Source organism: Janthinobacterium pasteuri (assembly GCF_051380775.1).
Taxonomy (GTDB): domain Bacteria; phylum Pseudomonadota; class Gammaproteobacteria; order Burkholderiales; family Burkholderiaceae_D; genus Janthinobacterium.
Genome location: NZ_JBNYXS010000004.1, coordinates 1 through 22,863 on the forward strand (window position 1 = coordinate 1; position 22,863 = coordinate 22,863).

Below are 22,863 nucleotides of genomic sequence, written 5' to 3' on the forward strand. Positions count from 1 at the left end.
TTGTCCCTATAACCTTAGCAGGTACAGAGGATAAGACGGTACAACGTTGTGAGTTTGTTGATACTACTATTCATTACCCAATCTTTGCTTCTTCCAGATTCAGGCTTTGTCGCTCAACTGAGGACAAACGCCAGTACAAGTTATGCCTGATGACCATAGCAAGTTGGTCCCACCCCTTCCCATCCCGAACAGGACCGTGAAACAACTTTGCGCCGATGATAGTGCTGCAACCAGTGTGAAAGTAGGTTATCGTCAGGCTTGTTATTCGTAGTAGAGAAAAACCCGATCAGAAATGGTCGGGTTTTTTTTCGTCTGGCGCTTTGTCTGACAAGGCTTGCAGGCGTAAAAAAAGCAGCGCTGCGCGCTGCCTTTGTCATTTATCAAATCAATTAAAAGTGATAAGCGACTTTGACGTTCATGTAATTGACGCCACTGTTTGGCTTTTTGTAGCCGCCATTTGAGAAATGCTGGATTTTCGCAGCGACTTCCCATTTGTTATTGAAGATATAGCCGATGCCGATATGGTCGCCGAACTGGAAGTGGGTCGACAGGCGGTTATCGTCGTTATCGTACAGCTTGGACAGCATGTGTACGCCAATACCGCCTTCTGCATAGAAGCCCAGCTTATTCGTATTTTCAAAGCGGAACACGGGAGTAAAGCCCAGGTCCCACAGTTTTTGATGCTGGCCTGGGACATTCTGATAGCTCTTGCCATCCCATCCGCCGATGCTGGCATCCCAGTAACCGCTCAGCTGTGTACCATTCGATACAAACCAGGCCTTATCCCAGTTCGACGTCACGCCGGCGCGCAGCATCTGCACTTTGACACCCTTGGCATATTCGCCGTAGACGGAGTCGATCAGTTTGTCGTCGGCGGCAAAGCCGGCGTTGGCCGCCATCAGCGCGGCAACGGCGGCGACGGACTTGAGGAGATTCTTCTTGAAGAACATAGAGACTTTCATCGTAAAATTGGCCGATAGGCTATTGTTGTACAGGCACCTTGCTTTGCATGTCGCTCTCGCCACTTGTTGATCTCAGGGGTTCAATTGACATTCTCTACAAAAATCGCATTTCTCGGTATCGGTCTGATGGGGGATCCGATGGTCCGGTGCCTGCTACGCGCTGGATATTCTGTCACAATTTGGAATCGCACGCACAGCAAGGCCCAAGTCCTGCGTGCGGCAGGGGCACAGCCGGCTGTTTCCGTGGCTGAGGCAGTCAATGGTGCGGATGTGGTCATCTCGATGCTGGAAGCCGGTCCCATTGTGGCGCAGGTGCTGCAAGAGGCGCTGCCGGCCTTGCCAGCGGCTGCGATATGGATCGATATGAGTTCCACCAAGCAATCAGAGGCCCAGCAATTTCATGCCACCTTGCAGGCGGCAGGCCATGCCTTCATCGATGCACCCGTGTCGGGCGGCGTCGGCGGGGCGCAGGCGGGCAGCCTGGCCATCATGGCCGGTGCCGATACCAGCGATTACGCACGAATTGAAACGATTCTGTCAGCCATGGGGCGCCCGACCCTGGTGGGCCCGCCAGGCAGCGGACAGGTGGCCAAGCTGTGCAATCAACTGATCGTCGGTGCCACCCTGACCATCGTTGCCGAAGCGCTGTTGCTGGCACAGGCGGCCGGCGCCGATGCAGCGGCCGTGCGCGCGGCCATTCGTGGCGGTTTTGCTGAGAGCAAGATTTTGGACGTGCATGGCCAACGCATGCTGGAACGCAATTTTGTTGCCGGTGGGCAGGTGAAAAGCCAGATCAAGGATATGCACAACATCCTCGCGGCGGCCGAGGCCGCGCATATCACCTTGCCAGTGACGCAACTGGTAACGCAGCGCTATGAAACCATTGCCAAAACGTACCCGACGGCCGACCATGCGGCGGCCTTGCTGGCCCTGGAAGCGTTGAATCCGGGCCAGCGCCTCGGTGACGGCCCGGATAAGCTGAGCTGATTCAAGCGATGGGCAGGCTCGCTTCGGCCAGCTTGACCCAGAAACTGGCGCCGATGGGCAGCAGATGGTCGTTGAAGTCATAGCTGCCATTGTGCAAGACGCACGGTCCCAGGCCGTGACCGCCATCGCGGTGCTCGCCATCGCCATTGCCGATGAAGATGTAGCAGCCGGCTTTTTCTTGCAGGAAGAAAGCAAAATCCTCGGCACCCATGGTCGGTTCGACGTTCGCGTTGACCTTGTCCGGGCCCACCACGCTTTTCATCACTTCGACGGCAAACGCCGTTTCCTTCGCGTGGTTGACCAGCGGCGGATAGTTGCGCTTGAAATGGAACTCGACTTCCGCGCCAAAGGCGGCGGCCGTGTGCACGGCAATCTCGCGCATGCGCTCTTCGATCAAGTCGAGCACGGGCGTGGTGAAGGTGCGCACGGTGCCGACCAGGCTGGCGTCATCGGGGATCACATTGGTAGCGCTGCCCGCATGGATTTGCGTGATCGACAGCACGGCCGTGTCGAGCGGGCTCTTGTTGCGTGTGATGACAGTTTGCCAGCTTTGCGCGATCTGCACGGCCACCATCACGGGATCGATGCCCTTGTGGGGCTGGGCCGCATGCGCGCCCTTGCCCTTGACGGTGACGTGGAATTCATTGCTCGATGCCATCATCGGCCCTTCCACCACGCTCAGGGTGCCCGTTTCGGCGCCTGGCCAGTTGTGCATGCCGTAGATGGCATCCATGGGAAAACGGGTAAACAAGCCGTCTTCGATCATTTCGCGCGCGCCGGCGCCGCCTTCTTCCGCCGGCTGGAAGACCAGGTAGACCGTGCCGTCGAAATGGCGGTGCTGCGCCAGGTAATGGGCGGCGCCCAGCAGCATGGCCGTGTGGCCGTCGTGGCCGCAGGCGTGCATCTTGCCCGGGTGGCGTGAAGCATGCTCAAAGGTATTCATTTCCTGCATCGGCAAGGCATCCATGTCGGCGCGCAAGCCGATGGAACGCGTTGAGGTGCCATTCTGGATGATGCCGACCACGCCGGTGCGGCCCAGGCCGCGTACCACGGGAATGCCCCATTGCGTCAGTTTGGCGGCGACCACGTCCGAGGTGCGCTGTTCTTCATAACATAGCTCGGGATGCGCGTGCAGGTCGCGTCGAATACCTTGCAGCTCGGATTGAAACGCCAAGATGGGATCAACTAGTTTCATGGAACTCTCCTGTGGATGCTGGCACGCAGCAATGTATGGCGCGCCGGACCACGGCTGTTTGATCAACAACAGGCGCGGCTAATAATGCATTGTAGCCCTTGTTTGCCGGGTAAATCCAGCGCACGGCCCAGCTTGCCATGGCGCCAACAGCAAGCGCGCGGAATGGTTTACAGTATCGCCTTCCCCCAACGTTTTTGGATTGCACCATGACCACCACCCAAGTGCGCGCCGCCTGCCCGCTCGACTGCCCCGATACCTGTGCCTTGCTGGTCACCGTGACCGATGGCGTGGCCACTGCCGTCAAGGGCGATCCTGACCACCCGACCACGGCTGGCGTGCTGTGCACCAAGGTGTCGCGCTTCACGGAACGCACCTACCACGCGGACAGGCTGCTGCATCCTCTGCGCCGCGTGGGCAAGAAGGGTGAAGGCAAGTTCGAGCGCATCAGCTGGGAAGAAGCATTGCAGACCATCGCCGCCCGCTTGAAACTGATCGCCGCGCGCGATCCACAGGCGATCTTGCCGTACAGCTACTGCGGCACCATGGGCCTGGTGCAGGGTGAATCGATGTCCTCGCGTTTCTTCAACCAACTCGGTGCTTCCTTGCTGGACCGCACCATTTGCGCCTCGGCCGGCGCCACCGGCTACCGCTACACGGTAGGCGCCAGCATTGGCACGGACCTGGAGCAGTTCCAGAACGCGAAATTGATTATCATCTGGGGCGGCAACCCGATCGCCTCGAACCTGCACTTCTGGATGCGGGCGCAAGAGGCCAAGCGCAATGGTGCGACACTGATCGCCATCGACCCCTACCGCTCGCTGACGGCCGAAAAGTGCCACCAGCATATCGCCTTGCTGCCGGGTACCGATGCGGCACTGGCGCTGGGTTTGATGCATGTGCTGATCGCCGAAGACCTGGTCGACCAGGACTATATTGCGCAGTACACCGTCGGCTATGCTGAACTGAAACAGCGGGCCCTGGAATGGCCACCCGAGCGCGTGGCCGAGGTGTGCGGCATCACGGTGACGGAAGTGGTGGAACTGGCGCGCCTGTACGGCCAGGCGTGCCGTTCTGGCGCGGGCGCCGCCATCCGCACCAACTACGGCGTGCAACGCGTGCATGGTGGTGGCATGGCCGTGCGCAACATCGCCTGCCTGCCGGCCCTGACGGGCGCCTGGCGCCATCCAGCGGGCGGCATGCAGCTGTCGAGCTCGGGTTCCTTTCCCGTCAACCGCAAGGCCTTGCAGCGCCCTGATTTGCTCAAAGGCACGCCGCGCACCATCAACATGAGCACCATCGGCGACGATTTATTGAAAGAAAGTTCCGTCGAGTTCGGTCCGCAAGTCGAGGCCGTGATTGTCTACAACTCGAATCCCCTGGCCGTGGCGCCCGATTCATCAAAAGTGGCACAGGGCTTTGCCCGCGAAGATCTGTTTACGGTCGTGCTCGAGCACTTCCAGACCGATACCGTCGATTACGCCGACATCGTTCTGCCCGCCACCACGCAGCTCGAGCACGTCGATGCGCATTCCACCTATGGCCACCTGTACATGATGGCGAACAATGCGGCCGTGGCGCCGCTGGGCGAGGCGAAGGCGAATACGGAAATCTTCCGCCTGCTGGCGCAGTACATGGGCTTTGATGACCCGTGCTTCCAGGAAAGCGACGATGCGCTGGCGGCCAAGGCCTTCGATGCGACGGATGCGCGCGCCGTGCATTTCGACTGGGAATCGCTGAAACGCACGGGCTGGCAAAAGCTGGCCATGCCCGAGGCACCGTTTGCTGCGGGTGGTTTCCCCACGCCATCAGGCAAGTGCGAGTTTTATTCCAGCGCCATGGCGCAGGCGGGACTCGATCCCTTGCCGACCTACATTGCACCGCATGAGTCGCTGGCCAGCAATCCCGCGCTGGCGGCGCGTTTCCCGCTGGCCATGATTTCGCCGCCGGCGCGCAACTTCCTCAATTCCACCTTCGTGAACGTGAAAAGCCTGCGCGCGGCCGAGGGCGAGCCGCACCTCGATATTCATCCCGATGATGGCGCAGCGCGCGGCATCGTGGCCGGCGACATGGTGCGCATCTTCAACGACCGTGGCAGTTTTGTTGCCAAGGCCAGGGTGACGGACAAGGCGCGACGGGGCCTGGTGGTAGGCTTGTCCGTGTGGTGGAAGAAGCTGGCCAGCGATGGCAAGAACGCCAATGAAGTGACCAGCCAGCGCCTGACGGACATGGGCCGCGCGCCCACCTTCTACGATACGCTGGTCGAAGTGGAAAAGGCTGGCTGACCATGGCCCTGCTGCGCTGGCCGGCCCGCTTGCTTGTCGGCACGGTGTGCTTGCTGCTGGGCGGCTGCACGCAGCTGCGCTACTACACGCAAGCGGCGCACGGGCAATATGCCCTGTGGTCAGGCGCGCGGCCCATCGCTGACTGGCTCGACGACCCGGCCACCGAACCGCGCCTGAAAGTGCGCCTGGCCAGGGCGCAGCAGATCCGCCGCTTTGCCGTCAGCGAGCTGGACTTGCCCGACAATGGCAGTTACAAGAACTACGCCGCCCTGCGGCGCCCGTTCGTACTGTGGAACGTGGTGGCCACGCCGGAACTGTCATTGCAGCCGCTGCAATGGTGTTTTCCCATCGCCGGCTGCGTAAATTACCGCGGCTATTACAGCAAGGACGAGGCGCTCGCGTATGCCGACGAGTTGCGGGCCCGGCATTACGACGTGCAGGTGGGCGGCGTGCCAGCGTATTCCACCCTGGGCTGGTTCGACGATCCCCTGCTGTCGACCTTTATCAATTACAACGATGCGGAACTGGCGCGCCTGATCTTCCATGAACTGGCGCACCAGGTCGTGTACGTGCCCGGCGATTCCGCCTTCAACGAGTCGTTTGCCAGCGCGGTGGAAGAGGCGGGCGTGCAGCGCTGGCTGGCACGCGAGGGCAATGACGCCATGCGCGCGGCCTACGCCCAGTATGCGGCGCGGCGCCAGGATTTTCTGGCCTTGCTGCTGAAATATCGGGAGGAGCTGGAGGCCGTGTATGCCAGCGAGGCCAGCGATGCGGACAAGCGCGCGCGCAAGGCGCAGGTGTTTGCGGAATTGCAAGAAGCATATCAGGTGCTCAAGCAACAGTGGGGGGGATTTGCCGGTTATGACCGCTGGTTCGAGCAGCCATTGAGCAATGCGCACCTCGCTTCCGTGTCCACCTACAATGAATTTTTGCCGGCCTTCAAAAAATTGCTGGAAGAAAAAAAGAACTTTCGTGCTTTTTATGCTGCAGTGCACACAATGGCTCAAGTCAAGAAGCCTGAGCGCAGGCATGCGCTGGAACAATTGTCCAGCCCCTGACCCTTAAAGATTGTCCCGTACGGCGAGGCAAGCGATTCGGTAACAGTGTATTTGCCATGCTGCATTGCAGCATAAAATACCCATAGAGTTGTCGCTCGAATACTGTTGAAAGCGCTTGCATGGAAGCGCGGCGCCCGATAGCATCGCGTTAGTAGCATAGAGCAATTGCTCGTCAGAATGCTCAAACTGACTGCAGGACAACAGAATCCGCAGCAATGATCCGCGTCGGCAAGATGCGCCGGCTCCCCCACGATTATTCGAGACAAGAGGCACAGGATGGAAAAAATTTGGCTGAAGTCGTACCCTCCCGGCGTACCTGCCGACATCGATCCTGATCAATATCGTTCGCTGGTACATTTGCTGGAAGAAGCATTTCAAAAATATGCAGACCGCAATGCCTATGTCTGCATGGACAAATTTCTTACCTATGCCGAACTCGACACCTATTCGCGCCAAATGGGTGCCTGGCTGCAAAGCCGTGGCTTGAAAAAAGGGGCCAGAGTCGCCTTGATGATGCCGAACGTGCTGCAGTATCCGGTGGCGATTGCCGCCGTCTTGCGCGCTGGCTACACGGTGGTCAACGTCAACCCGCTGTACACGCCACGCGAACTCGAGCACCAGCTCAATGATTCGGGCAGCGAAGCGATCATCGTGCTGGAAAACTTTGCCCATACGCTCGAACAAGTATTGAGCAAGACGGCCGTCAAGCACATCATCGTCGCCAGCATGGGTGAAATGCTGGGCGGCTTGAAAGGCATGATCGTCAATTTTGTCGTGCGCAACGTCAAGAAGATGGTGCCCGCGTATTCCTTGCCGAACGCCATGCGTTTCAAGCAGGCGCTGGCGCTTGGCAACCGCATGAAACTCACGCCCGTCGAGCTGAGCATCAACGACGCCGCCTTCCTGCAATATACGGGTGGCACCACGGGCGTGTCGAAAGGCGCGACCTTGAGCCACCGCAACGTGATCGCCAATGTGCTGCAGAGCGAAGCGTGGTCGGGCGCGGCACTCGATCAGAACAGCAAGGAGCAGTTGATCATCGTCTGCGCCTTGCCGCTGTATCATATCTTTGCCCTGACGGCGTGCGCGATGTGGGGCACGCGCGTGGGCGCCCTGAATATCCTGATCCCGAATCCGCGCGATATTCCGGGCCTGATCAAGGAGTTGGGCAAGTACAAATTCAACCTGCTGCCAGCGGTCAATACGCTGTATAACGCGCTGGTGAATCACCCCGACTTTGCCAAGCTCGACTTCTCGGGCTTGAAGATCGCCAATGGCGGCGGCATGGCGGTGCAGCAAGCCGTCAATGACAAATGGCTGCAAGCGACGGGCGTGTCCATCATCGAGGGTTATGGCCTGTCGGAAACGTCGCCTGTCGCCACGTGCAACCGCGCCGACAGTACGGCGTTTTCCGGCACCATCGGCTTGCCGATTCCGTCGACCGAGATCGCGATTCTCGACGATGACGGCAAAGAAGTGCCGCTGGGCCAGACGGGCGAGATCGCCATCCGTGGCCCGCAAGTGATGACGGGCTACTGGAACCGTCCCGATGAAACGGCCAAGGTCATGACGTCCGACGGCTATTTCAAATCAGGCGACGTGGGCATCATGGATGAACGCGGCTACGTGAAGATCGTGGACCGCAAGAAAGACATGATTCTCGTCTCCGGTTTCAATGTGTATCCGAACGAGGTCGAAGCCGTCATCGCGGCCCATCCGGGCGTGCTCGAGTGCGCCTGCGTGGGCGTGCCCGATGAGCATTCGGGCGAGGCCGTGAAAGTGTTTGTGGTGCGCAAGGACCCGAACCTGACCCAGGCAGTGCTGGCCGCGTATTGCAAGGAACAATTCACTGGTTACAAGCGGCCGAAATACATCGAGTTCCGCGATGAACTGCCGAAAACCAACGTCGGCAAGATTTTGCGTCGCGCCCTGCGTGACGAAACGAAGATAGCAGCATAAACAGTGTGGGATGCGCCAGGAGGCGCATCCCTTTTACAGATAAAGATGAGGCGAGATGGACAAGATTTGGTTGAAGTCGTACCCGGACAGCGTTCCCGCAGAGATTGATTGCACGCAATACCGTTCCGTGACGCATTTGCTGGAAGAGTCGTTCCAGAAATATGCGGACCGCAACGCTTTCGTATGCATGGATAAATTCATTACCTACCGCGAGCTTGACCAGTTGTCGCAGCAGATGGGGGCCTGGCTGCAAAGCAAGGGTTTGCAGCCAGGTGCGCGCGTGGCGATCATGCTGCCGAACGTGCTGCAATATCCGGTGGCCATGGCGGCGATTTTGCGCGCGGGCTACACCGTGGTGAACGTCAACCCGCTGTACACGCCCCGTGAATTGCAGCATCAGCTGATCGATTCGGGCAGTGTAGCGATCATCGTACTGGAGAACTTTGCTACCACGGTCGAGGAGGTGCTGCCGCATACCCAGGTCAAGCATGTGATCGTGGCCACCATGGGCGACTTGCTGGGTGGCTTGAAGGGTACTATCGTCAACTTCGTCGTGCGCAAGATCAAGAAAATGGTACCCGCGTTTTCCTTGCCGGGCGCGATCAGTTTCAACAAGATGCTGGCCGAAGGCGCGCGCCTGACGCTCAAGCCCGTGCAGCAGGGGCATGACGATATCGTCTTCCTGCAATACACGGGTGGCACGACGGGCGTGTCAAAAGGTGCGATGTTGTTGCACCGTAACGTGATCGCCAACGTGCTGCAAAACGAGGCGTGGATGTCGCCTGTGATGACGCCTGCAATGCGCGCCACCTCGATGGGATTCATGTGCGCCTTGCCCCTGTATCACATCTATTCGCTGACGGTCAGCGCCCTGATGGGCATGCGCCTGGGTGGTTTGAACGTGCTGATACCCAACCCGCGCGACATTCCCGGTTTCGTCAAGGAATTGAGCAAGCACAAGATCGTCGTTTTCCCGGCCGTCAACACCCTGTACAACGCGCTGCTGAACAATGCCGAGTTTGCCAAGCTCGATTTCTCCAGCTACAAGGTGTGCAATGGCGGCGGCATGGCCTTGCAGCGCAACGTGGCCGAACGCTGGCTCAAACTGACGGGCTGCCCGCTGATCGAAGGCTATGGCATGTCGGAAACATCGCCCGTAGTGACGGGCAACCGCGTCGACATCACGGAATTCACGGGCACCATCGGCTTGCCTTTCCCCTCGACGGAAGTGGCCATTTTGAACGATGACGGCGCGGAAGTGCCGCTGGGCGAGCCGGGCGAGATCGCCGTACGCGGCCCGCAAGTGATGGCAGGCTACTGGCAGCGTCCGGACGAAACGGCCAAGTCGATGACGGCCGACGGCTACTTCAAGACGGGCGACGTGGGTGTCATGGACGAACGCGGCTACGTGAAGATCGTGGACCGCAAGAAAGATATGATCATCGTGTCCGGTTTCAACGTGTATCCGAATGAAGTGGAAGACGTTGTTTCGTCGTGCCCGGGCGTGCTCGAATGCGCATGTATCGGCGTGCCGGACGCTAACGCGGGCGAAGCCGTGAAAGTGTTTGTCGTGCGCAAGGATCCTAACCTGACGGTGGAACAGATCCGCGAGCATTGCAAGCATGAATTGACGGCCTACAAGAAACCGAAATACATCGAGTTCCGCGATGAATTACCGAAGACCAATGTCGGCAAGATCTTGCGCCGTCAATTGCGCGACGAAAAAAAGTCCGCTTAGTTCGCCGCCAGGCTTGTGTCCGCCGCCACGGCTTGCCGTGGCCGGGCGGGCAGGCCGAAGCAGGGGCGCAGCCAGCTCACCTTGCTGATCAGCAGCGAAGTCCCCAGCCAGCAGATCGCCGCCGTGCCTGTCAGTACCAGCAGCGGTTCCACCACCGGCCCAAGCTGCAAGGGCACCAGCCAGTAGGCCAGCAGCACGATGGCGCTCTGGTGCAGTATGTACCAGGGAAAGACAGCCTGGCGCGCCCATGGCAGCCAGGAAAAGGGCCGGTTCAACAGGGTGTGCGACCAGCCCAGGATGGCGCAGATGGCCAGCCACATGTAGAGATTGCGCATGGGCCAGGAACCGACCGAGGCCCAGGTCAGCAGATGTTCCGAGTGAATCTTGTCACAATATTGATATATGATAAACGCGCACAAGGCCAGCCACAGCGCATGCCAGCGCAAGCGCGCCAGTTCCTGCCATAAGCCCTTGTCATTGCCCAGCCACCAGCCATACATGAACAGTGTGAAATAGATGGCGTGCGCATACCAGTCGCGCACCAGCGCGTGGGTTTCCGGGTAGCGCATCTTCAGCAGCGCCATGGCCGCCAGCGTCGGCAGCGCCGGCAAGACCAGCAGGCGCCAGCCGCGCAGGCGCCGGAAGTATGGCTTGATCCGCTCCAGCAGCGGCTGCAGCGTGACCAGCACGATGATGTACAGCGGCAGGTACACCAGATACCACAAGTGATTCCACGTAAATCCATATTGCCAGCCGGCGAATGCGCCCGCAGGCCAGGCGTGGCCGCCAAAGTAATGCAGCAGGAAGCGGCCAAAGCCGGGCTCCACCAGGCCATTGCTGACGCCTTCGCAATAGGGCTGGATGGGGATGATGACGGCCATGCCAAACAGAAGCGGCAGCAGCAGGCGCTTGATCCTGCGCCACAGGAACGCACTGCGCGAGGTGTGTGTCATCATGGCGCAGGAAACGCCGGAAATGAGGAAGACGATCTCCATGCGCCAGCGGTTGATGAAGACCAGCGGCATATTCAGGGCATCGGTGGCATAGCTGCTGCGCATATGAAAGTCTGTCCCTTGCACGTACATCAGGGCCGTATGAAAAAAGATCAGCAGGCTGAAGACGAGGAAGCGCAAGGCGTCGATATCGTGACGGCGGGAGTCGTGGTTCATGATCCGAGAGCGAGTGGTGAGGGAAGTGCCAGCATAGGCAGCGGCGGGGTCGCCAGCCAGCGAAATGGGATCAGCGGACGGCTCGCTGGGACGAATGGATGGCCTGGGACGGGCGTGGGACCTTACAATCGTGCAACTAATTTTCCCTTTGAATCCATGCACCTCTCTTCCTCCGATTTGTTGCAACGCTATCAACTCTGGCGCCGCGTCGCCGAGCCCGGATTCTGGATCGTGCTGACCTTGATGCAGGCCAGCGTGAACAGTTGGCTGGTGTGGATCGACCTGCAGCGCACCGGGATCGATACGGCGTTCTGGGAAGTGGCCGGGTGGGAATGGAGCAGCAATCTGGTGTTGCTGGCGCTGGTGCCCGTGGTCGTGCTAGCGGGACAGTACCGGCCGCTACACCTGGTGTTCCAGCGCCAGAACCTGCGCTGGCACCTGGCTGCGTCGGTCGTCTACAGCCTGGTGCATGTGGCGGCCATGGTGGCCTTGCGCAAAATTGCTTATTGGAGCCAGGGTAGCCACTATGATTTTGGCGCCTGGTGGCGCGAGTTGCCGTATGAGTATGTGAAAGATGTGCGTGCTTACTTCCTCGTGTTGCTGGCCGTGGGCTTTTACCAGTTGCTGCTGATGCGCTGGCAGGGCGAAGCGACCCTGCTGGGCGAACCCGATGAAGGGCCGGCCGTGGAACCGGTGCAGCAGCCGGAGCGCTTCCTGGTGCGCAAGCTGGGCAAGGATTTTCTGTTGCCGGCTGCCGATATCGAGTGGATACAGGCCTGGGGCAATTATGTGAACTTACGCGTGCGTGGGCACGATTATCCGCTACGCTCGACCATGGCCGCCATCGAGCGCCGTCTCGACGGCAAGCGCTTTGTGCGCGTGCACCGCAGCTACATCGTCAACCTCGATTTTGTGCAGAGCATCGTACCGCTGGAATCGGGTGATGCGCGCGCCGTACTGTCCACGGGCGGGGAAGTGCCCGTCAGCCGGCGTTACCGCGATGTATTGAAAAGTACCTGCTAAGTGGGCTGCAGGCCGGCTTTGCCATCCTGGACGGTGAAACTGGCCAATGTGGCGATGCCGGACGCGCTGTCGCGCACATCCTCCAAGCCCTGGAACAGGGTCGTCGTTTTTGCGGGCGTGATTTCCATCAACATATAGCCGCGCTTGTCGCTGCGTCCGTAGCGGATGTGCGGGTTCATCGCCACGTACTGCGCCGTGCGGGCCTGCGGGCGGGAACTCGACGTGATTGAAGTACCGCAAAACTCGGTCGCCAGCACGGGATTTTCCTTGCCGGTGGGACGCATGGCGTTGCGGCTCAGTTCCGTGGCATAAAAAGTATGTACGTCGCCCGACAGTACCAGCGGATTACTGGCCTTGCTGCTGCGCAAGGCGTCGAGCAGGTGCTGGCGCGCCAGCGGATAGCCATCCCAGCCATCGGTCCAGATGCGCTCGTCGCCAGGACGCAGGAAGGGCACCTGGCTAGCTTGCGCCATCAGCGTTTGCTGGGCCAGGATATTCCAGCGCGCCGGGGAAGTAGCGAGACCGGTTTGCAGCCAGCGCTGCTGCTCCTCGCCCAGCATGGTGCGTTCAGGTTTCAGCAAGTCGGGGCAGTTGCGCGTGGTGACGGAATTGGAGCCGCCGCGGCCCGGCCTGGCGCACGCGTGATAGGCGCGGTATTGCCGGTCGTCCAGTACGTGGAAGCGCGCCAGCCGGCCCCAGTCGTAGCGCTGGTAGATGCGCATGTCGACAAAGCCCCGTCGTCCCAGTGGCAGCAGGCGCAGCGGCATGTGTTCATAAAACGCCTGGTAGGCGGCCGCGCGGCGCTGCAAAAAGGTGGGCGTGAGCAATTCGTCGCGGTCGTTGCCGTAATCGTTGGCCACTTCATGGTCATCCCAGGTGACGATCCACGGCGCGGCCAGGTGTGCACCCTGCAAATCCTGGTCGCTCTTGTATTGCGCATAGCGGGCGCGGTACTCGTCCAGGGTAAAGCTTTCGTGCGTGCGCATGGCCCTGCTCGGGTGCTGCAACTGATACGGTCCCCACTCATAAATGTAATCACCGAGAAAGGCCACCAGGTCGGGTGCGGCCGCCGCGATGTGCCGGTGCGCCGCATACGCGCCGAATTCCCAGTGCTGGCATGAGGCCACGGCCAGCTTCAGCGAGGCGGGCAGGGTATCGGCGGCGGGCGCCGTGCGCGTACGGCCCACGGGGCTGACGGCGTCGCCAAAGATAAAGCGGTACCAGTACCAGCGCCCCGGCGCCAGGCCTGCCACGTCGACGTGCACGCTGTGCGCGAGGGTGGGCATGGCCGTGGCTTGCCCTTTGGCGATAACGCGCCGAAACCCTTCATCGTCGGCGACTTCCCAGCGCACGTTCAGCGCGATGGCGGGTGTGGCGGTCGCCTGCAGCGGGTCATGGCAGATGCGCGTCCACAGCACGACGGCGTCTGGCAAGGGCGAGCCGGACGCGACACCGAGCGCAAACGGATAGCCCGTGCCATTGAGGCGCGTGGCGGCGCGCGCGCCGGAACCGGACAGTACGCTGCCGGCGGCAGCCAGTGCCGTGATGCGCGCAGCGCTGTGCAAAAAGATGCGGCGCTGACTATCCATAGTGTGGAATTATTGCGACAATCAAGACGACAATAAGGTCTCGATGGGCGGCACCTTGCGCGGCTTGCGGTCGGAATCGGTCGCCACGTAGATCAGGGTCGCTTCCGTGACTTTCACGATGCATGCCTGCAGGCGGTTGCGTTCGGCATACACCTCGACATTGACAGTGATCGAGGTATTGCCAACCTTGACGATTTCGGCGTAGAAGGACAGCAGATCGCCGACGAAGACGGGGTTTTTGAAGACGAAGGAATTGACGGCGATAGTGGCGACGCGGCCGTTGGCGCGCCGCGTGGCCGGCAGCGAGCCAGCGATATCGACTTGCGCCATGATCCAGCCGCCGAAGACGTCGCCGTACACATTGGCGTCGGACGGCGCGGGCATCATGCGCAATTCCGGCATTTTTCCGGCGGGCAGGCCGGAGGCGAGGCAGTTGTCGGGGCGGGCGGGGGAGGTGCTCATCTTTTATTCTCATGAAAGGCTACAATTGCCCAGATTGAACCATAAAAAGCCGACCTTCGCCATGCGCCGTTCCCAGACTCCCCCTCCGCCCCGCTCGCCAGCCTCCGCCAGCCACAGCGATTTCGCTACCATCAAGACCTTGCTGCCGTATTTGTGGGTCTACAAATGGCGGGTGCTGCTGGCGCTGCTATGCCTGGTGGGCGCCAAGCTGGCCAACGTGGGCGTGCCCCTGATCCTGAAAAAACTCGTCGACGCCATGACGATCACGGCGGCGCACCCGCAAGCGCTGCTGGTGCTGCCGGTCAGCTTGCTGGTGGGGTATGGCTTGCTGCGCCTGTCGACCACCTTGTTTACGGAATTGCGCGAATTTCTGTTCGCCAGGGTGACGCAGCGGGCCGTGCGCACCATCGCCCTGCAAGTGTTCCGCCACCTGCATGCCTTGTCGCTGCGCTTCCACCTGAACCGCCAGACGGGCGGCATGACGCGTGACATCGAACGGGGCACGCGCAGCGTCGGCTCGCTCATTTCCTATACCTTGTTCAACATCTTGCCGACCCTGGTGGAAATCACCCTGGTGCTCGGCTATCTGGTCTTGCATTACGACATCTGGTTCACCGTGATCACGGCCGTGGCGCTGGTGTCCTACATCGCGTTTACCGTGCTGGTGACGAACTGGCGCACGCATTTCCGCCGCACCATGAACGACCTCGACTCGAAGGCGAATACCAAGGCCATCGATTCGCTGATCAACTATGAAACCGTGAAATATTTCGGCAACGAGGATTACGAGGCGAAGCGCTACGACGAAGGCTTGCAGCGCTATGAATCGGCCGCCGTGAAATCGCAAACTTCCTTGTCCCTGCTTAATACGGGCCAGTCGCTGATCATCGCCACGGCCGTCACTTTGATCCTGTGGCGCGCGACGGTGGGCGTGATCAACGGCAGCATGACCCTGGGTGACCTGGTGCTGGTGAACGCCTTCATGATCCAGCTGTACATTCCCCTCAATTTTTTAGGGGTCATTTACCGCGAAATCAAGCAAAGCCTGGCCGACATGGAACGATTGTTTTCCCTGCTGAACGAAAACCGCGAAATCGCCGATACGCCGGAGGCCAAACCGCTCGTCACGCGGGGCGCGGCCGTGCGTTTCTCGCATGTGGATTTCAGCTATGAAGCCAAGCGGCAAATCCTGTTCGACGTGGATTTCCAGATCCCCGCTGGCACCACCACGGCCGTTGTGGGCCACAGCGGCTCGGGCAAGTCGACCTTGTCGCGCTTGCTGTTCCGCTTCTATGAAGTCGATGGCGGTGGCATCACCATCGATGGGCAGGACTTGCGCAGCATGACGCAGGACTCCCTGCGCGCCGCCATCGGCATCGTGCCGCAAGACACGGTGCTGTTCAACGACAGCATCGAATACAACATCGCTTACGGCAAGCCGGGCGCCAGCAAGGACGCTATCGTGGCGGCAGCGAAAGCGGCATCGATCCATGATTTTATTGAAAGCTTGCCAGATGGCTACAATTCCATGGTGGGCGAGCGGGGCTTGAAACTGTCGGGCGGTGAAAAGCAGCGCGTGGCCATTGCCCGCACCTTGCTGAAAGACCCTGCCATACTGATCTTCGACGAAGCCACGTCCGCGCTCGATTCCAAGGCCGAGCAGGCGATTCAGGCGCAATTGAAGGACATCGCCAAAAACCGCACCACGCTGGTGATCGCGCACCGTCTTTCAACAGTGGCCGATGCCCAGCAAATCCTGGTGCTCGATCATGGCCGCATCGTCGAGCGGGGCACGCATCCGCAATTGCTGGCCGCCGATGGCTTGTACGCGCAAATGTGGCAACGCCAGCAGGCGAACAGGGACGATGAGGCGGAAGAGGACGACGCGCTGGCGGGCCTGGCGTCGGCAAAATAAATTGGTGGCGGAAAATCAGTAGGAAAAATGCTACAGCCGCGCTGATTCAGGCGCGCGTATAGCGCCTATTTTCGGACAATCGCAGAAAACGGCTGGTCCGGCGCTGAAAATGAAATAAAATTAATTCCATTGGTGGCATTTGCACCACAGTTGTTTCGTCCGGCTTTGTGTCCGGTTTGTCCGTCCAGGAGAATTTATGAAATTGACCAAAATCATCGCCACGCTGCTCAGCGTCGGTGTCATCAGCAGCATGTCGCCAGTCCAGGCCCAGGAATTGACCGGCACCTTGGCCAAGATCAAGAAAGCCGGTTCCGTCACCCTCGGTGTGCGCGACGGCTCCGTTCCCTTCTCCTATCTCGATGACAAACAGCAATACCAGGGTTATTCGATCGACCTGTGCATGAAAGTCGTCACGGCCCTGCAAAAGCACCTGGGCTTGAGCGAACTGAAAGTGGTGATGAGCCCTGTCACGTCGGCCAACCGCATCCCGCTGATGGCCAACGGCACCATCGACCTCGAATGTGGTTCGACGACGAACAACCTGGAGCGCCAGCAGCAGGTGGCATTCGCGCCCACCATGTTCGTCATCGGCAACCGCGTGCTGTCGAAAAAAACCTCGAACATCAAGACCCTGGAAGACTTGCGCGGCAAGACCCTGGTCGCCACGGCCGGCACGTCGACCATCAAGCAGATGACGATTTTGAACAAGGAAAAAAACCTGGGCATGACCATCGCCGTCGGCAAGGATCATCCTGAATCGTTCCTGATGCTGGAAACGGGGCGCGCGGTGGCCGAAGCCAACGACGACATCCTGCTGGCGTCGCAAGTGGCCAATTCGAAAAACCCGAACGACTATGAAATCACCAAGGAAGCGCTGTCGGTCGAGCCATACGGCATCATGCTGCGCAAGGGCGATCCAGCCTTCAAGAAAGTGGTCGACGATGCCTTGACCCGCCTGTACAAGAGCGAAGACATTAACCGCATCTATGCGAAATGGTTTACCTCGCCGATCCCGCCGAAAAACATCAACCTGAATTTTCCTATGCCGCCGCAATTGAAGGCCGTGTTCATGAATCCGACCGACTCGGGTGACCCGGCGGCGTATGCGGCTGTACCCGAAGCGCAGAAGACATCGGACAAACGGAAAAAGTAACAAGAGTGCGTAACAAATCGGGGGGCGCGAGCCTCCCGGTTTTATTTGCAGGGTAGGCGGCTGGCCGCATTCCTTGAGCTGCATGGGAAGGATGATCATGAATTACAACTGGAATTGGCGCATCTTCTGGGAGATGTCCCCCGGTGGTGTGGGCACGTATATGGATACCCTGTGGTCCGGCCTGGTGTGGACCCTGGCCACGGCCGGTGCGGCCTGGATCATGGCCCTGATCCTGGGTCTGGTGATCGGCACCGTCCGCACCCTGCCGAACAAATGGCTGGTAGGCGTGGCCAATGCCTACGTTGAATTGTTTCGCAATGTGCCACTGCTGGTGCAGATGTTCCTCTGGTATTTCGTCATGCCTGAATTGCTGCCGCCGGACCTGGGCGCCTGGGTCAAGTCGCTGCCGAACGCGCCATTCGTCACGGCCGTTGTATGTCTGGGATTCTTTACCTCCTCGCGCGTGGCCGTGCAGGTAACGACGGGTATCGAGGCGCTGCCGCGCGGGCAGAAACTGGCCGGTACCGCGCTGGGGCTGACCCTGCCGCAAACCTACCGTTTCATCTTGCTGCCGATGGCCGCGCGCGTCATCATGCCGCCGCTCACCAGCGAATTTTTGAACATCATCAAGAACAGCTCCGTGGCATTGACCATCGGCCTGTTCGAACTGACGGCCCGCGCGCGCGAAATCCAGGAGTTTTCCTTCCAGGTGTTCGAGGCTTTTTCGGCCGCCACCATCATTTACGTCGTCGTCAATCTGCTGGTGGTGGTGCTAATGCACCTGATCGAGAAAAAGGTCGCCATCCCGGGCTTCATCGTCGCTGGCGCCAAGACGGGAGGACACTGACATGTTCGGTAATTTCGATTTCGATGTCATCTCCCGCTCGTGGGTTTACCTGTTCCAGACCGGCATGGTGTTTACCCTGAAACTGACGGCGCTGGCCATGGTGGGCGGCATCGTGCTGGGCACCCTGCTGGCGCTGATGCGCTTGTCGAGCAACCGCCTCATCTCGGGCGTGGCGTCGAGCTACGTCAACCTGATACGCTCGATCCCGCTGGTGCTGGTGATCTTCTGGTTCTACTTCCTGGTGCCGTACATCGCCGCCTGGGTCATCGGCGCGAACGAACCCGTGAAAGTGGGCGCATTTTCTTCTGCGCTGATCACCTTCATCATGTTCGAGGCGGCCTACTATTGCGAGATCATGCGCAGCGGCATACAGTCGATCCCCCGTGGCCAGGTATGGGCCGGCCAGGCACTGGGCATGAACTACCGGCAAACCATGGGCAGCATCGTGCTGCCGCAAGCCTTCCGCAACATGATCCCCGTGCTGCTGACGCAGACCATCGTGCTGTTCCAGGACGTGTCGCTCGTGTACGTGCTGTCGATCCCCGATTTCGTTGGCGCCGCCTCGAAAATCGCGCAGCGCGACGGCCGCCTGGTGGAAATGTACGTGTTTGTCGCCGTCGTGTATTTCGTGCTGTGCTATGCCTTGTCGTTCCTGGTAAAACGCCTGCAGAAACGCGTCGCCATCATTCGCTAACCGAAAAAGAAAGAACAAGATGATCGAACTCAATAACGTCAGCAAATGGTATGGCCAGTTCCAGGTACTGACCGACTGCACCACCAAGGTCGCCAAGGGCGACGTGATGGTCATTTGCGGCCCTTCCGGCTCCGGCAAGTCGACCCTGATCAAGACCGTCAACGGCCTCGAACCGATACAGCAGGGGCAGATCATCGTCGACGGCATCACCGTCAACGACCCGAAGACGAACCTGTCGAAACTGCGTGCGCGCATCGGCATGGTGTTCCAGAATTTCGAGCTGTTTCCACACCTGTCGATCCGCGAAAACCTGACCATCGGCCAGATCAAGGTGCTCGGTCGCAGCGCCGACGAAGCCAATGCCAAGGGCTTGAAATACCTGGACCGCGTGGGCCTGCTGTCGCAGCAGGACAAGTTTCCGGGCCAGCTGTCGGGCGGCCAGCAGCAGCGCGTGGCGATCGCCCGCGCGCTGTCGATGGACCCGATCGCCATGCTGTTCGACGAGCCCACTTCGGCGCTCGACCCGGAAATGATCAACGAGGTGCTCGACGTGATGGTGGGCCTGGCGCAGGAAGGCATGACGATGATGGTCGTCACGCACGAGATGGGCTTTGCCAAGCGCGTGGCCAACCGCATCGTCTTCATGGACCAGGGCAAGATCATCGAGGATTGCAGCAAGGATGACTTCTTCAATACGACACGCTCGGACCGCGCGCGCGATTTCCTCGCCAAGATCATCCATTAACTTGCAGCGCGCGAGCAGGAGCTGACGGCCAACGACCTGCATCCTGATTCGCGCGTACTCCCGATATTGAAAACGGCCAGTGCACACTGGCCGTTTTATCGTCCGGCAGCGAGCGTGCACGGAGTGTCCGGGCCGGCGAGCCGGTCCGGCGGCTGGTAAAATGGCACCATCCGCAATGACTGCCTGAGAGCTGCCGCCATGTCCACACACGATCACACCCCGACCGCCGTCCCATCTTCCATCACGATCACCCGTCCTGACGACTGGCATTTGCACCTGCGCGACGGCGCCGTCATGGCCAGCGTGCTGCCGCACAGCGCGCGCCAGTTCGGCCGCGCCATCGTCATGCCGAACCTGAAACCGCCCGTCACCACCACGGCGGACGCCGCCGCCTACCGCGAGCGCATCCTGGCCGCCGTGCCCGAAGGCGTGAACTTCGATCCGCTGATGGTGCTGTACCTGACGAACAACACCTCGCCCGACGAAATCCGCCGCGCGCAGGACAGCGGCATCGTGCAAGCCGTCAAACTGTATCCGGCCGGCGCCACGACGAATTCCGATCTGGGCGTGACGGATTTGAAGAATTGCTACAAGGTGCTCGAGGTGATGCAGGAAGTGGGCATGCCCTTCCTCGTGCACGGCGAAGTGACGGACCCTGAGATCGACATTTTCGACCGCGAAGCCGTCTTCATCGAACGCGTGATGCGCCCGCTGCGCAGCGCCTTCCCGGCCCTGTCCGTGGTGTTCGAACACATCACCACCAAGGATGCGGCGCAGTACGTGGCTGAAGCGGAAGGCCCGATCGCCGCCACCATCACGGCGCATCATCTGCTGTACAACCGCAACGAGATTTTCAAGGGTGGCATCCGCCCGCATTACTACTGCCTGCCCATCCTCAAACGCGAAGAGCACCGTTTGGCGCTGATGACGGCCGCCGCCAGCGGCGACGAGCGCTTCTTCCTCGGTACCGACTCGGCGCCGCATGCGCAAGGCGCCAAGGAAATGGCTTGCGGCTGCGCCGGTTGCTACACGGCCCTGCACGCGATGGAAATGTATGCGGAAGCGTTCGAACGGGCCGGCGCGCTGGATAAATTGGAAGCGTTCGCCAGCTTCCACGGCCCGGCCTTCTACGGCGTGCCGCGCAACACGGACAGCATCACCTTGAAGCGCGAAAGCTGGACCTTGCCCGCCTCGCTGCCGCTGGGCGACAGCCATGTCATTCCGCTCAATGCGGGTGAGCAGATCAACTGGAAAATGGTCTAAGCGTTCATGCTGCCATCGATAGACTGGAGCCGGCCCTGGTATGCCACGGTGCTGCCGGCGCGACGGCAGCTGGACCTGCAGCGCGATACGGTGATTGCCGCGCTGAACGGGCAGGCGCGGGCGCTGGACTTGCGCAATCCGTCAGGCTTGCCGGTGTGCTTCGTGCCGCAAGCCGACCTGCCTGAAGGCGTGGCCTATGAGGAGTTCATCGGCGCGACGGGCGGTGTGCCGACGCGCGACAATCTGCATGACTTTTTTAATGCGCTCGTGTGGCTCACCTTCCCGCGCATCAAGCGGCAGTTGAATGCGCTGCAGGCGGCGCAGATCGCCCTGTCCGGCGTAGGCAAATCGCGCGGGCCGGCACGCGACGGCGCCACGATCTTTGACGAAAATTCCGCCTTGCTGGTGCTGCGCGACAGCGATGCCGGACGCGCGCTGGAAGCGGCCTTGCGCGGACACGACTGGCGCAGTGCTTTTATCGCTCAGCGCGACAAATTTGGCGCCGGCGGCGACGCCGAAGTCTGGCTGTTCGGCCACGCGCTGATGGAAAAACTGGTGGCGCCGCGCAAGGCCATCACGGCGCACACGCGCGTGATCTTTGCCGGCGACGCTTACTTTGCGCTCGATGGTGCGGCACGCCGCGCCTGGCTCGATGAGCGGGTGGCGCAAGACCTGGCCAGTGATGGCTTGACGACAGCCGACTTCACGCCGCTGCCTGTGCTGGGCTTGCCCGGCTGGTGCGAGGGCCAGGACGACGATTTTTACAATGACGCGGCGGTGTTCCGCCCGAAGCGCAAGGCAGCTGGCGCACAAAGAGATCTATAGCATGGAAAACAACGTTCGCTGGGGTATCCTCGGCACAGGCAAGATCGCCCGCGCGATGGCCGATGGCTTGCGCGACGCGCCCGGTGCGCAACTGGTGGCGGTTGCTTCGCGCAGCGCCGCCGGCGCACAGGCCTTCGGCGCCGAATTCGGCATCGAGCGTTGCCATGGTTCCTACCAGGCGCTGGCCATGGATCCCGAAGTGGACGTGATCTATATCGCCACGCCGCATACGCTGCATGCGGAAAATGCCTTGCTGTGCCTGGCCGCCGGCAAGCACGTCGTGTGCGAAAAACCGTTCACCATGAACGCGCGCGAAGCGCAGGCCGTGGTCGATATGGCACGCGAAAAAAAGCTGTTCCTGATGGAAGCCATGTGGAGCCGCTTCCTGCCGGCCGTGCAGGAAGCGCAGCGCATCATCGCCAGCGGCGAGATCGGCGTGCTGCAGCAAGTGCAAGCCGATATCGGCTTTGTCGCCAATTTCCCGCCCGAGCACCGCATGTTCAATCCCGAACTCGGTGGCGGCGCGCTGCTCGACGTGGGTATCTATCCGCTGTCGATGGCGGCCTTCTTCCTCGGTCCTGTATCGCAGGTGCAGGCGCTGGCTGAAATGGGCGCCACCGGCGTCGATGAACAGGTGGTGTTCTCCCTGCTGCACGCGGGCGGCGGCACCTCGTCCTGCGCCTGCAGCCTGCGCGCGCAGACGCCGACGGAAATGACCATTGCCGGCAGCCTGGGACGCATCCGCCTGCCCAGCCGTTTTTACAAACCCGACCACCTGATCGTTGAATCAATGGATGGCGAACGCCGCGTCGTCGCCGCGCCCTATCTGGGCAATGGCTATGCGCACGAGGCGATCGAAGCGATGCGCTGCATCCGCGCCGGATTGCTGGAAAGCCCCGTCATGCAGCACGCCGACAGCGTGGCGCTGATGCACAACCTTGACACCATGCGCGGCCAGATCGGCCTCGTGTACCGTGCCGACCAGGCATAGGAAAGA

At 60.5% G+C, this 22,863-nt stretch carries 19 protein-coding genes and 1 rRNA gene; 15 read left to right on the plus strand and 5 right to left on the minus strand.

Annotated features, from left to right (window positions below):
* Positions 1-145: 145 nt before the first annotated feature.
* Positions 146-258 (plus strand): 5S ribosomal RNA (gene rrf / locus ACQ4WN_RS05705).
* 131 nt (positions 259-389) lie between these two features.
* On the opposite strand, the gene ACQ4WN_RS05710 is transcribed toward rrf, so the two are convergent.
* A complete protein-coding gene (locus tag ACQ4WN_RS05710; protein WP_436550648.1) occupies positions 390-962 on the minus strand; it encodes an acyloxyacyl hydrolase in 573 nt (190 codons plus the stop codon).
* Between the two features lie 84 nt (positions 963-1,046).
* Between ACQ4WN_RS05710 and ACQ4WN_RS05715 the strand changes: the two genes are divergently transcribed.
* Positions 1,047-1,949 carry an NAD(P)-dependent oxidoreductase gene (locus tag ACQ4WN_RS05715; RefSeq protein WP_436550649.1) on the plus strand — a complete coding sequence of 301 codons (903 nt, stop codon included), beginning with the start codon at positions 1,047-1,049 and terminating at the stop codon, positions 1,947-1,949.
* A 1-nt stretch (position 1,950) separates the two neighbouring features.
* On the opposite strand, the gene ACQ4WN_RS05720 is transcribed toward ACQ4WN_RS05715, so the two are convergent.
* The gene (locus ACQ4WN_RS05720; protein WP_436550650.1) at positions 1,951-3,144 is read right to left on the minus strand and encodes a M20 aminoacylase family protein; all 1,194 of its coding nucleotides are present in this window, start codon (positions 3,142-3,144) and stop codon (positions 1,951-1,953) included.
* A gap of 206 nt (positions 3,145-3,350) precedes the next feature.
* Here ACQ4WN_RS05720 and ACQ4WN_RS05725 point away from each other — a divergent pair, with 206 nt between their 5' ends.
* From ACQ4WN_RS05725 to ACQ4WN_RS05740, 4 genes are all read left to right on the plus strand, one after another.
* The gene (locus ACQ4WN_RS05725) at positions 3,351-5,426 is read left to right on the plus strand and encodes a molybdopterin-containing oxidoreductase family protein (RefSeq protein ID WP_436550651.1); all 2,076 of its coding nucleotides are present in this window, start codon (positions 3,351-3,353) and stop codon (positions 5,424-5,426) included.
* A gap of 2 nt (positions 5,427-5,428) precedes the next feature.
* On the plus strand, positions 5,429-6,484 hold the full coding sequence (locus ACQ4WN_RS05730; protein WP_436550652.1) for an aminopeptidase: 1,056 nt from the start codon (positions 5,429-5,431) through the stop codon (positions 6,482-6,484).
* Positions 6,485-6,760: 276 nt separating this feature from the next.
* Entirely contained in the window at positions 6,761-8,443 is a 1,683-nt protein-coding gene (locus ACQ4WN_RS05735; protein WP_436550653.1) for a long-chain fatty acid--CoA ligase, read from the plus strand.
* A gap of 55 nt (positions 8,444-8,498) precedes the next feature.
* A complete protein-coding gene (locus ACQ4WN_RS05740) occupies positions 8,499-10,181 on the plus strand; it encodes a long-chain-fatty-acid--CoA ligase (protein ID WP_436550654.1) in 1,683 nt (560 codons plus the stop codon).
* Here ACQ4WN_RS05740 and ACQ4WN_RS05745 read toward each other — a convergent pair.
* Positions 10,178-11,350, minus strand: a complete 1,173-nt coding sequence (locus tag ACQ4WN_RS05745; protein ID WP_436550655.1) for an acyltransferase family protein — start codon at positions 11,348-11,350, stop codon at positions 10,178-10,180. The two genes, ACQ4WN_RS05740 and ACQ4WN_RS05745, sit on opposite strands and share 4 nt — an antisense overlap.
* A gap of 156 nt (positions 11,351-11,506) precedes the next feature.
* Here ACQ4WN_RS05745 and ACQ4WN_RS05750 point away from each other — a divergent pair, with 156 nt between their 5' ends.
* Positions 11,507-12,373, plus strand: coding sequence for a LytTR family DNA-binding domain-containing protein (locus tag ACQ4WN_RS05750; RefSeq protein WP_436550656.1), 867 nt, complete (start codon positions 11,507-11,509; stop codon positions 12,371-12,373).
* Here the strand turns inward: ACQ4WN_RS05750 and ACQ4WN_RS05755 are convergent.
* Together ACQ4WN_RS05755 and ACQ4WN_RS05760 are read right to left on the minus strand one after the other, a co-directional pair.
* Positions 12,370-13,962: an alkaline phosphatase D family protein gene (locus ACQ4WN_RS05755; protein WP_436550657.1), complete on the minus strand. Its 1,593-nt coding sequence runs from the start codon at positions 13,960-13,962 to the stop codon at positions 12,370-12,372. The genes ACQ4WN_RS05750 and ACQ4WN_RS05755 overlap by 4 nt on opposite strands.
* A 21-nt stretch (positions 13,963-13,983) precedes the next feature.
* Positions 13,984-14,424 carry an acyl-CoA thioesterase gene (locus tag ACQ4WN_RS05760; protein WP_436550658.1) on the minus strand — a complete coding sequence of 147 codons (441 nt, stop codon included), beginning with the start codon at positions 14,422-14,424 and terminating at the stop codon, positions 13,984-13,986.
* 61 nt (positions 14,425-14,485) lie between these two features.
* Between ACQ4WN_RS05760 and ACQ4WN_RS05765 the strand changes: the two genes are divergently transcribed.
* From ACQ4WN_RS05765 to ACQ4WN_RS05800, 8 genes are all read left to right on the plus strand, one after another.
* Positions 14,486-16,339 (plus strand): ABCB family ABC transporter ATP-binding protein/permease, encoded by a 1,854-nt coding sequence (locus ACQ4WN_RS05765; protein WP_436550659.1) that lies wholly within the window; start codon positions 14,486-14,488, stop codon positions 16,337-16,339.
* Positions 16,340-16,535: 196 nt separating this feature from the next.
* On the plus strand, positions 16,536-17,492 hold the full coding sequence (locus ACQ4WN_RS05770) for an amino acid ABC transporter substrate-binding protein (protein WP_436550660.1): 957 nt from the start codon (positions 16,536-16,538) through the stop codon (positions 17,490-17,492).
* 97 nt (positions 17,493-17,589) lie between these two features.
* Positions 17,590-18,339 carry an amino acid ABC transporter permease gene (locus ACQ4WN_RS05775; protein ID WP_436550661.1) on the plus strand — a complete coding sequence of 250 codons (750 nt, stop codon included), beginning with the start codon at positions 17,590-17,592 and terminating at the stop codon, positions 18,337-18,339.
* 1 nt (position 18,340) lies between these two features.
* Complete coding sequence (locus tag ACQ4WN_RS05780; RefSeq protein WP_219115037.1) at positions 18,341-19,033, plus strand: amino acid ABC transporter permease; 693 nt, start codon at positions 18,341-18,343, stop codon at positions 19,031-19,033.
* A 19-nt stretch (positions 19,034-19,052) separates the two neighbouring features.
* Positions 19,053-19,778, plus strand: a complete 726-nt coding sequence (locus ACQ4WN_RS05785; RefSeq protein WP_102121361.1) for an amino acid ABC transporter ATP-binding protein — start codon at positions 19,053-19,055, stop codon at positions 19,776-19,778.
* Between the two features lie 198 nt (positions 19,779-19,976).
* Positions 19,977-21,041: a dihydroorotase gene (gene pyrC, locus ACQ4WN_RS05790; RefSeq protein ID WP_436550662.1), complete on the plus strand. Its 1,065-nt coding sequence runs from the start codon at positions 19,977-19,979 to the stop codon at positions 21,039-21,041.
* 6 nt (positions 21,042-21,047) lie between these two features.
* On the plus strand, positions 21,048-21,866 hold the full coding sequence (locus tag ACQ4WN_RS05795; RefSeq protein ID WP_436550663.1) for a DUF3025 domain-containing protein: 819 nt from the start codon (positions 21,048-21,050) through the stop codon (positions 21,864-21,866).
* A 1-nt stretch (position 21,867) separates the two neighbouring features.
* Positions 21,868-22,857: a Gfo/Idh/MocA family protein gene (locus ACQ4WN_RS05800; protein WP_436550664.1), complete on the plus strand. Its 990-nt coding sequence runs from the start codon at positions 21,868-21,870 to the stop codon at positions 22,855-22,857.
* Positions 22,858-22,863 lie beyond the last annotated feature (6 nt).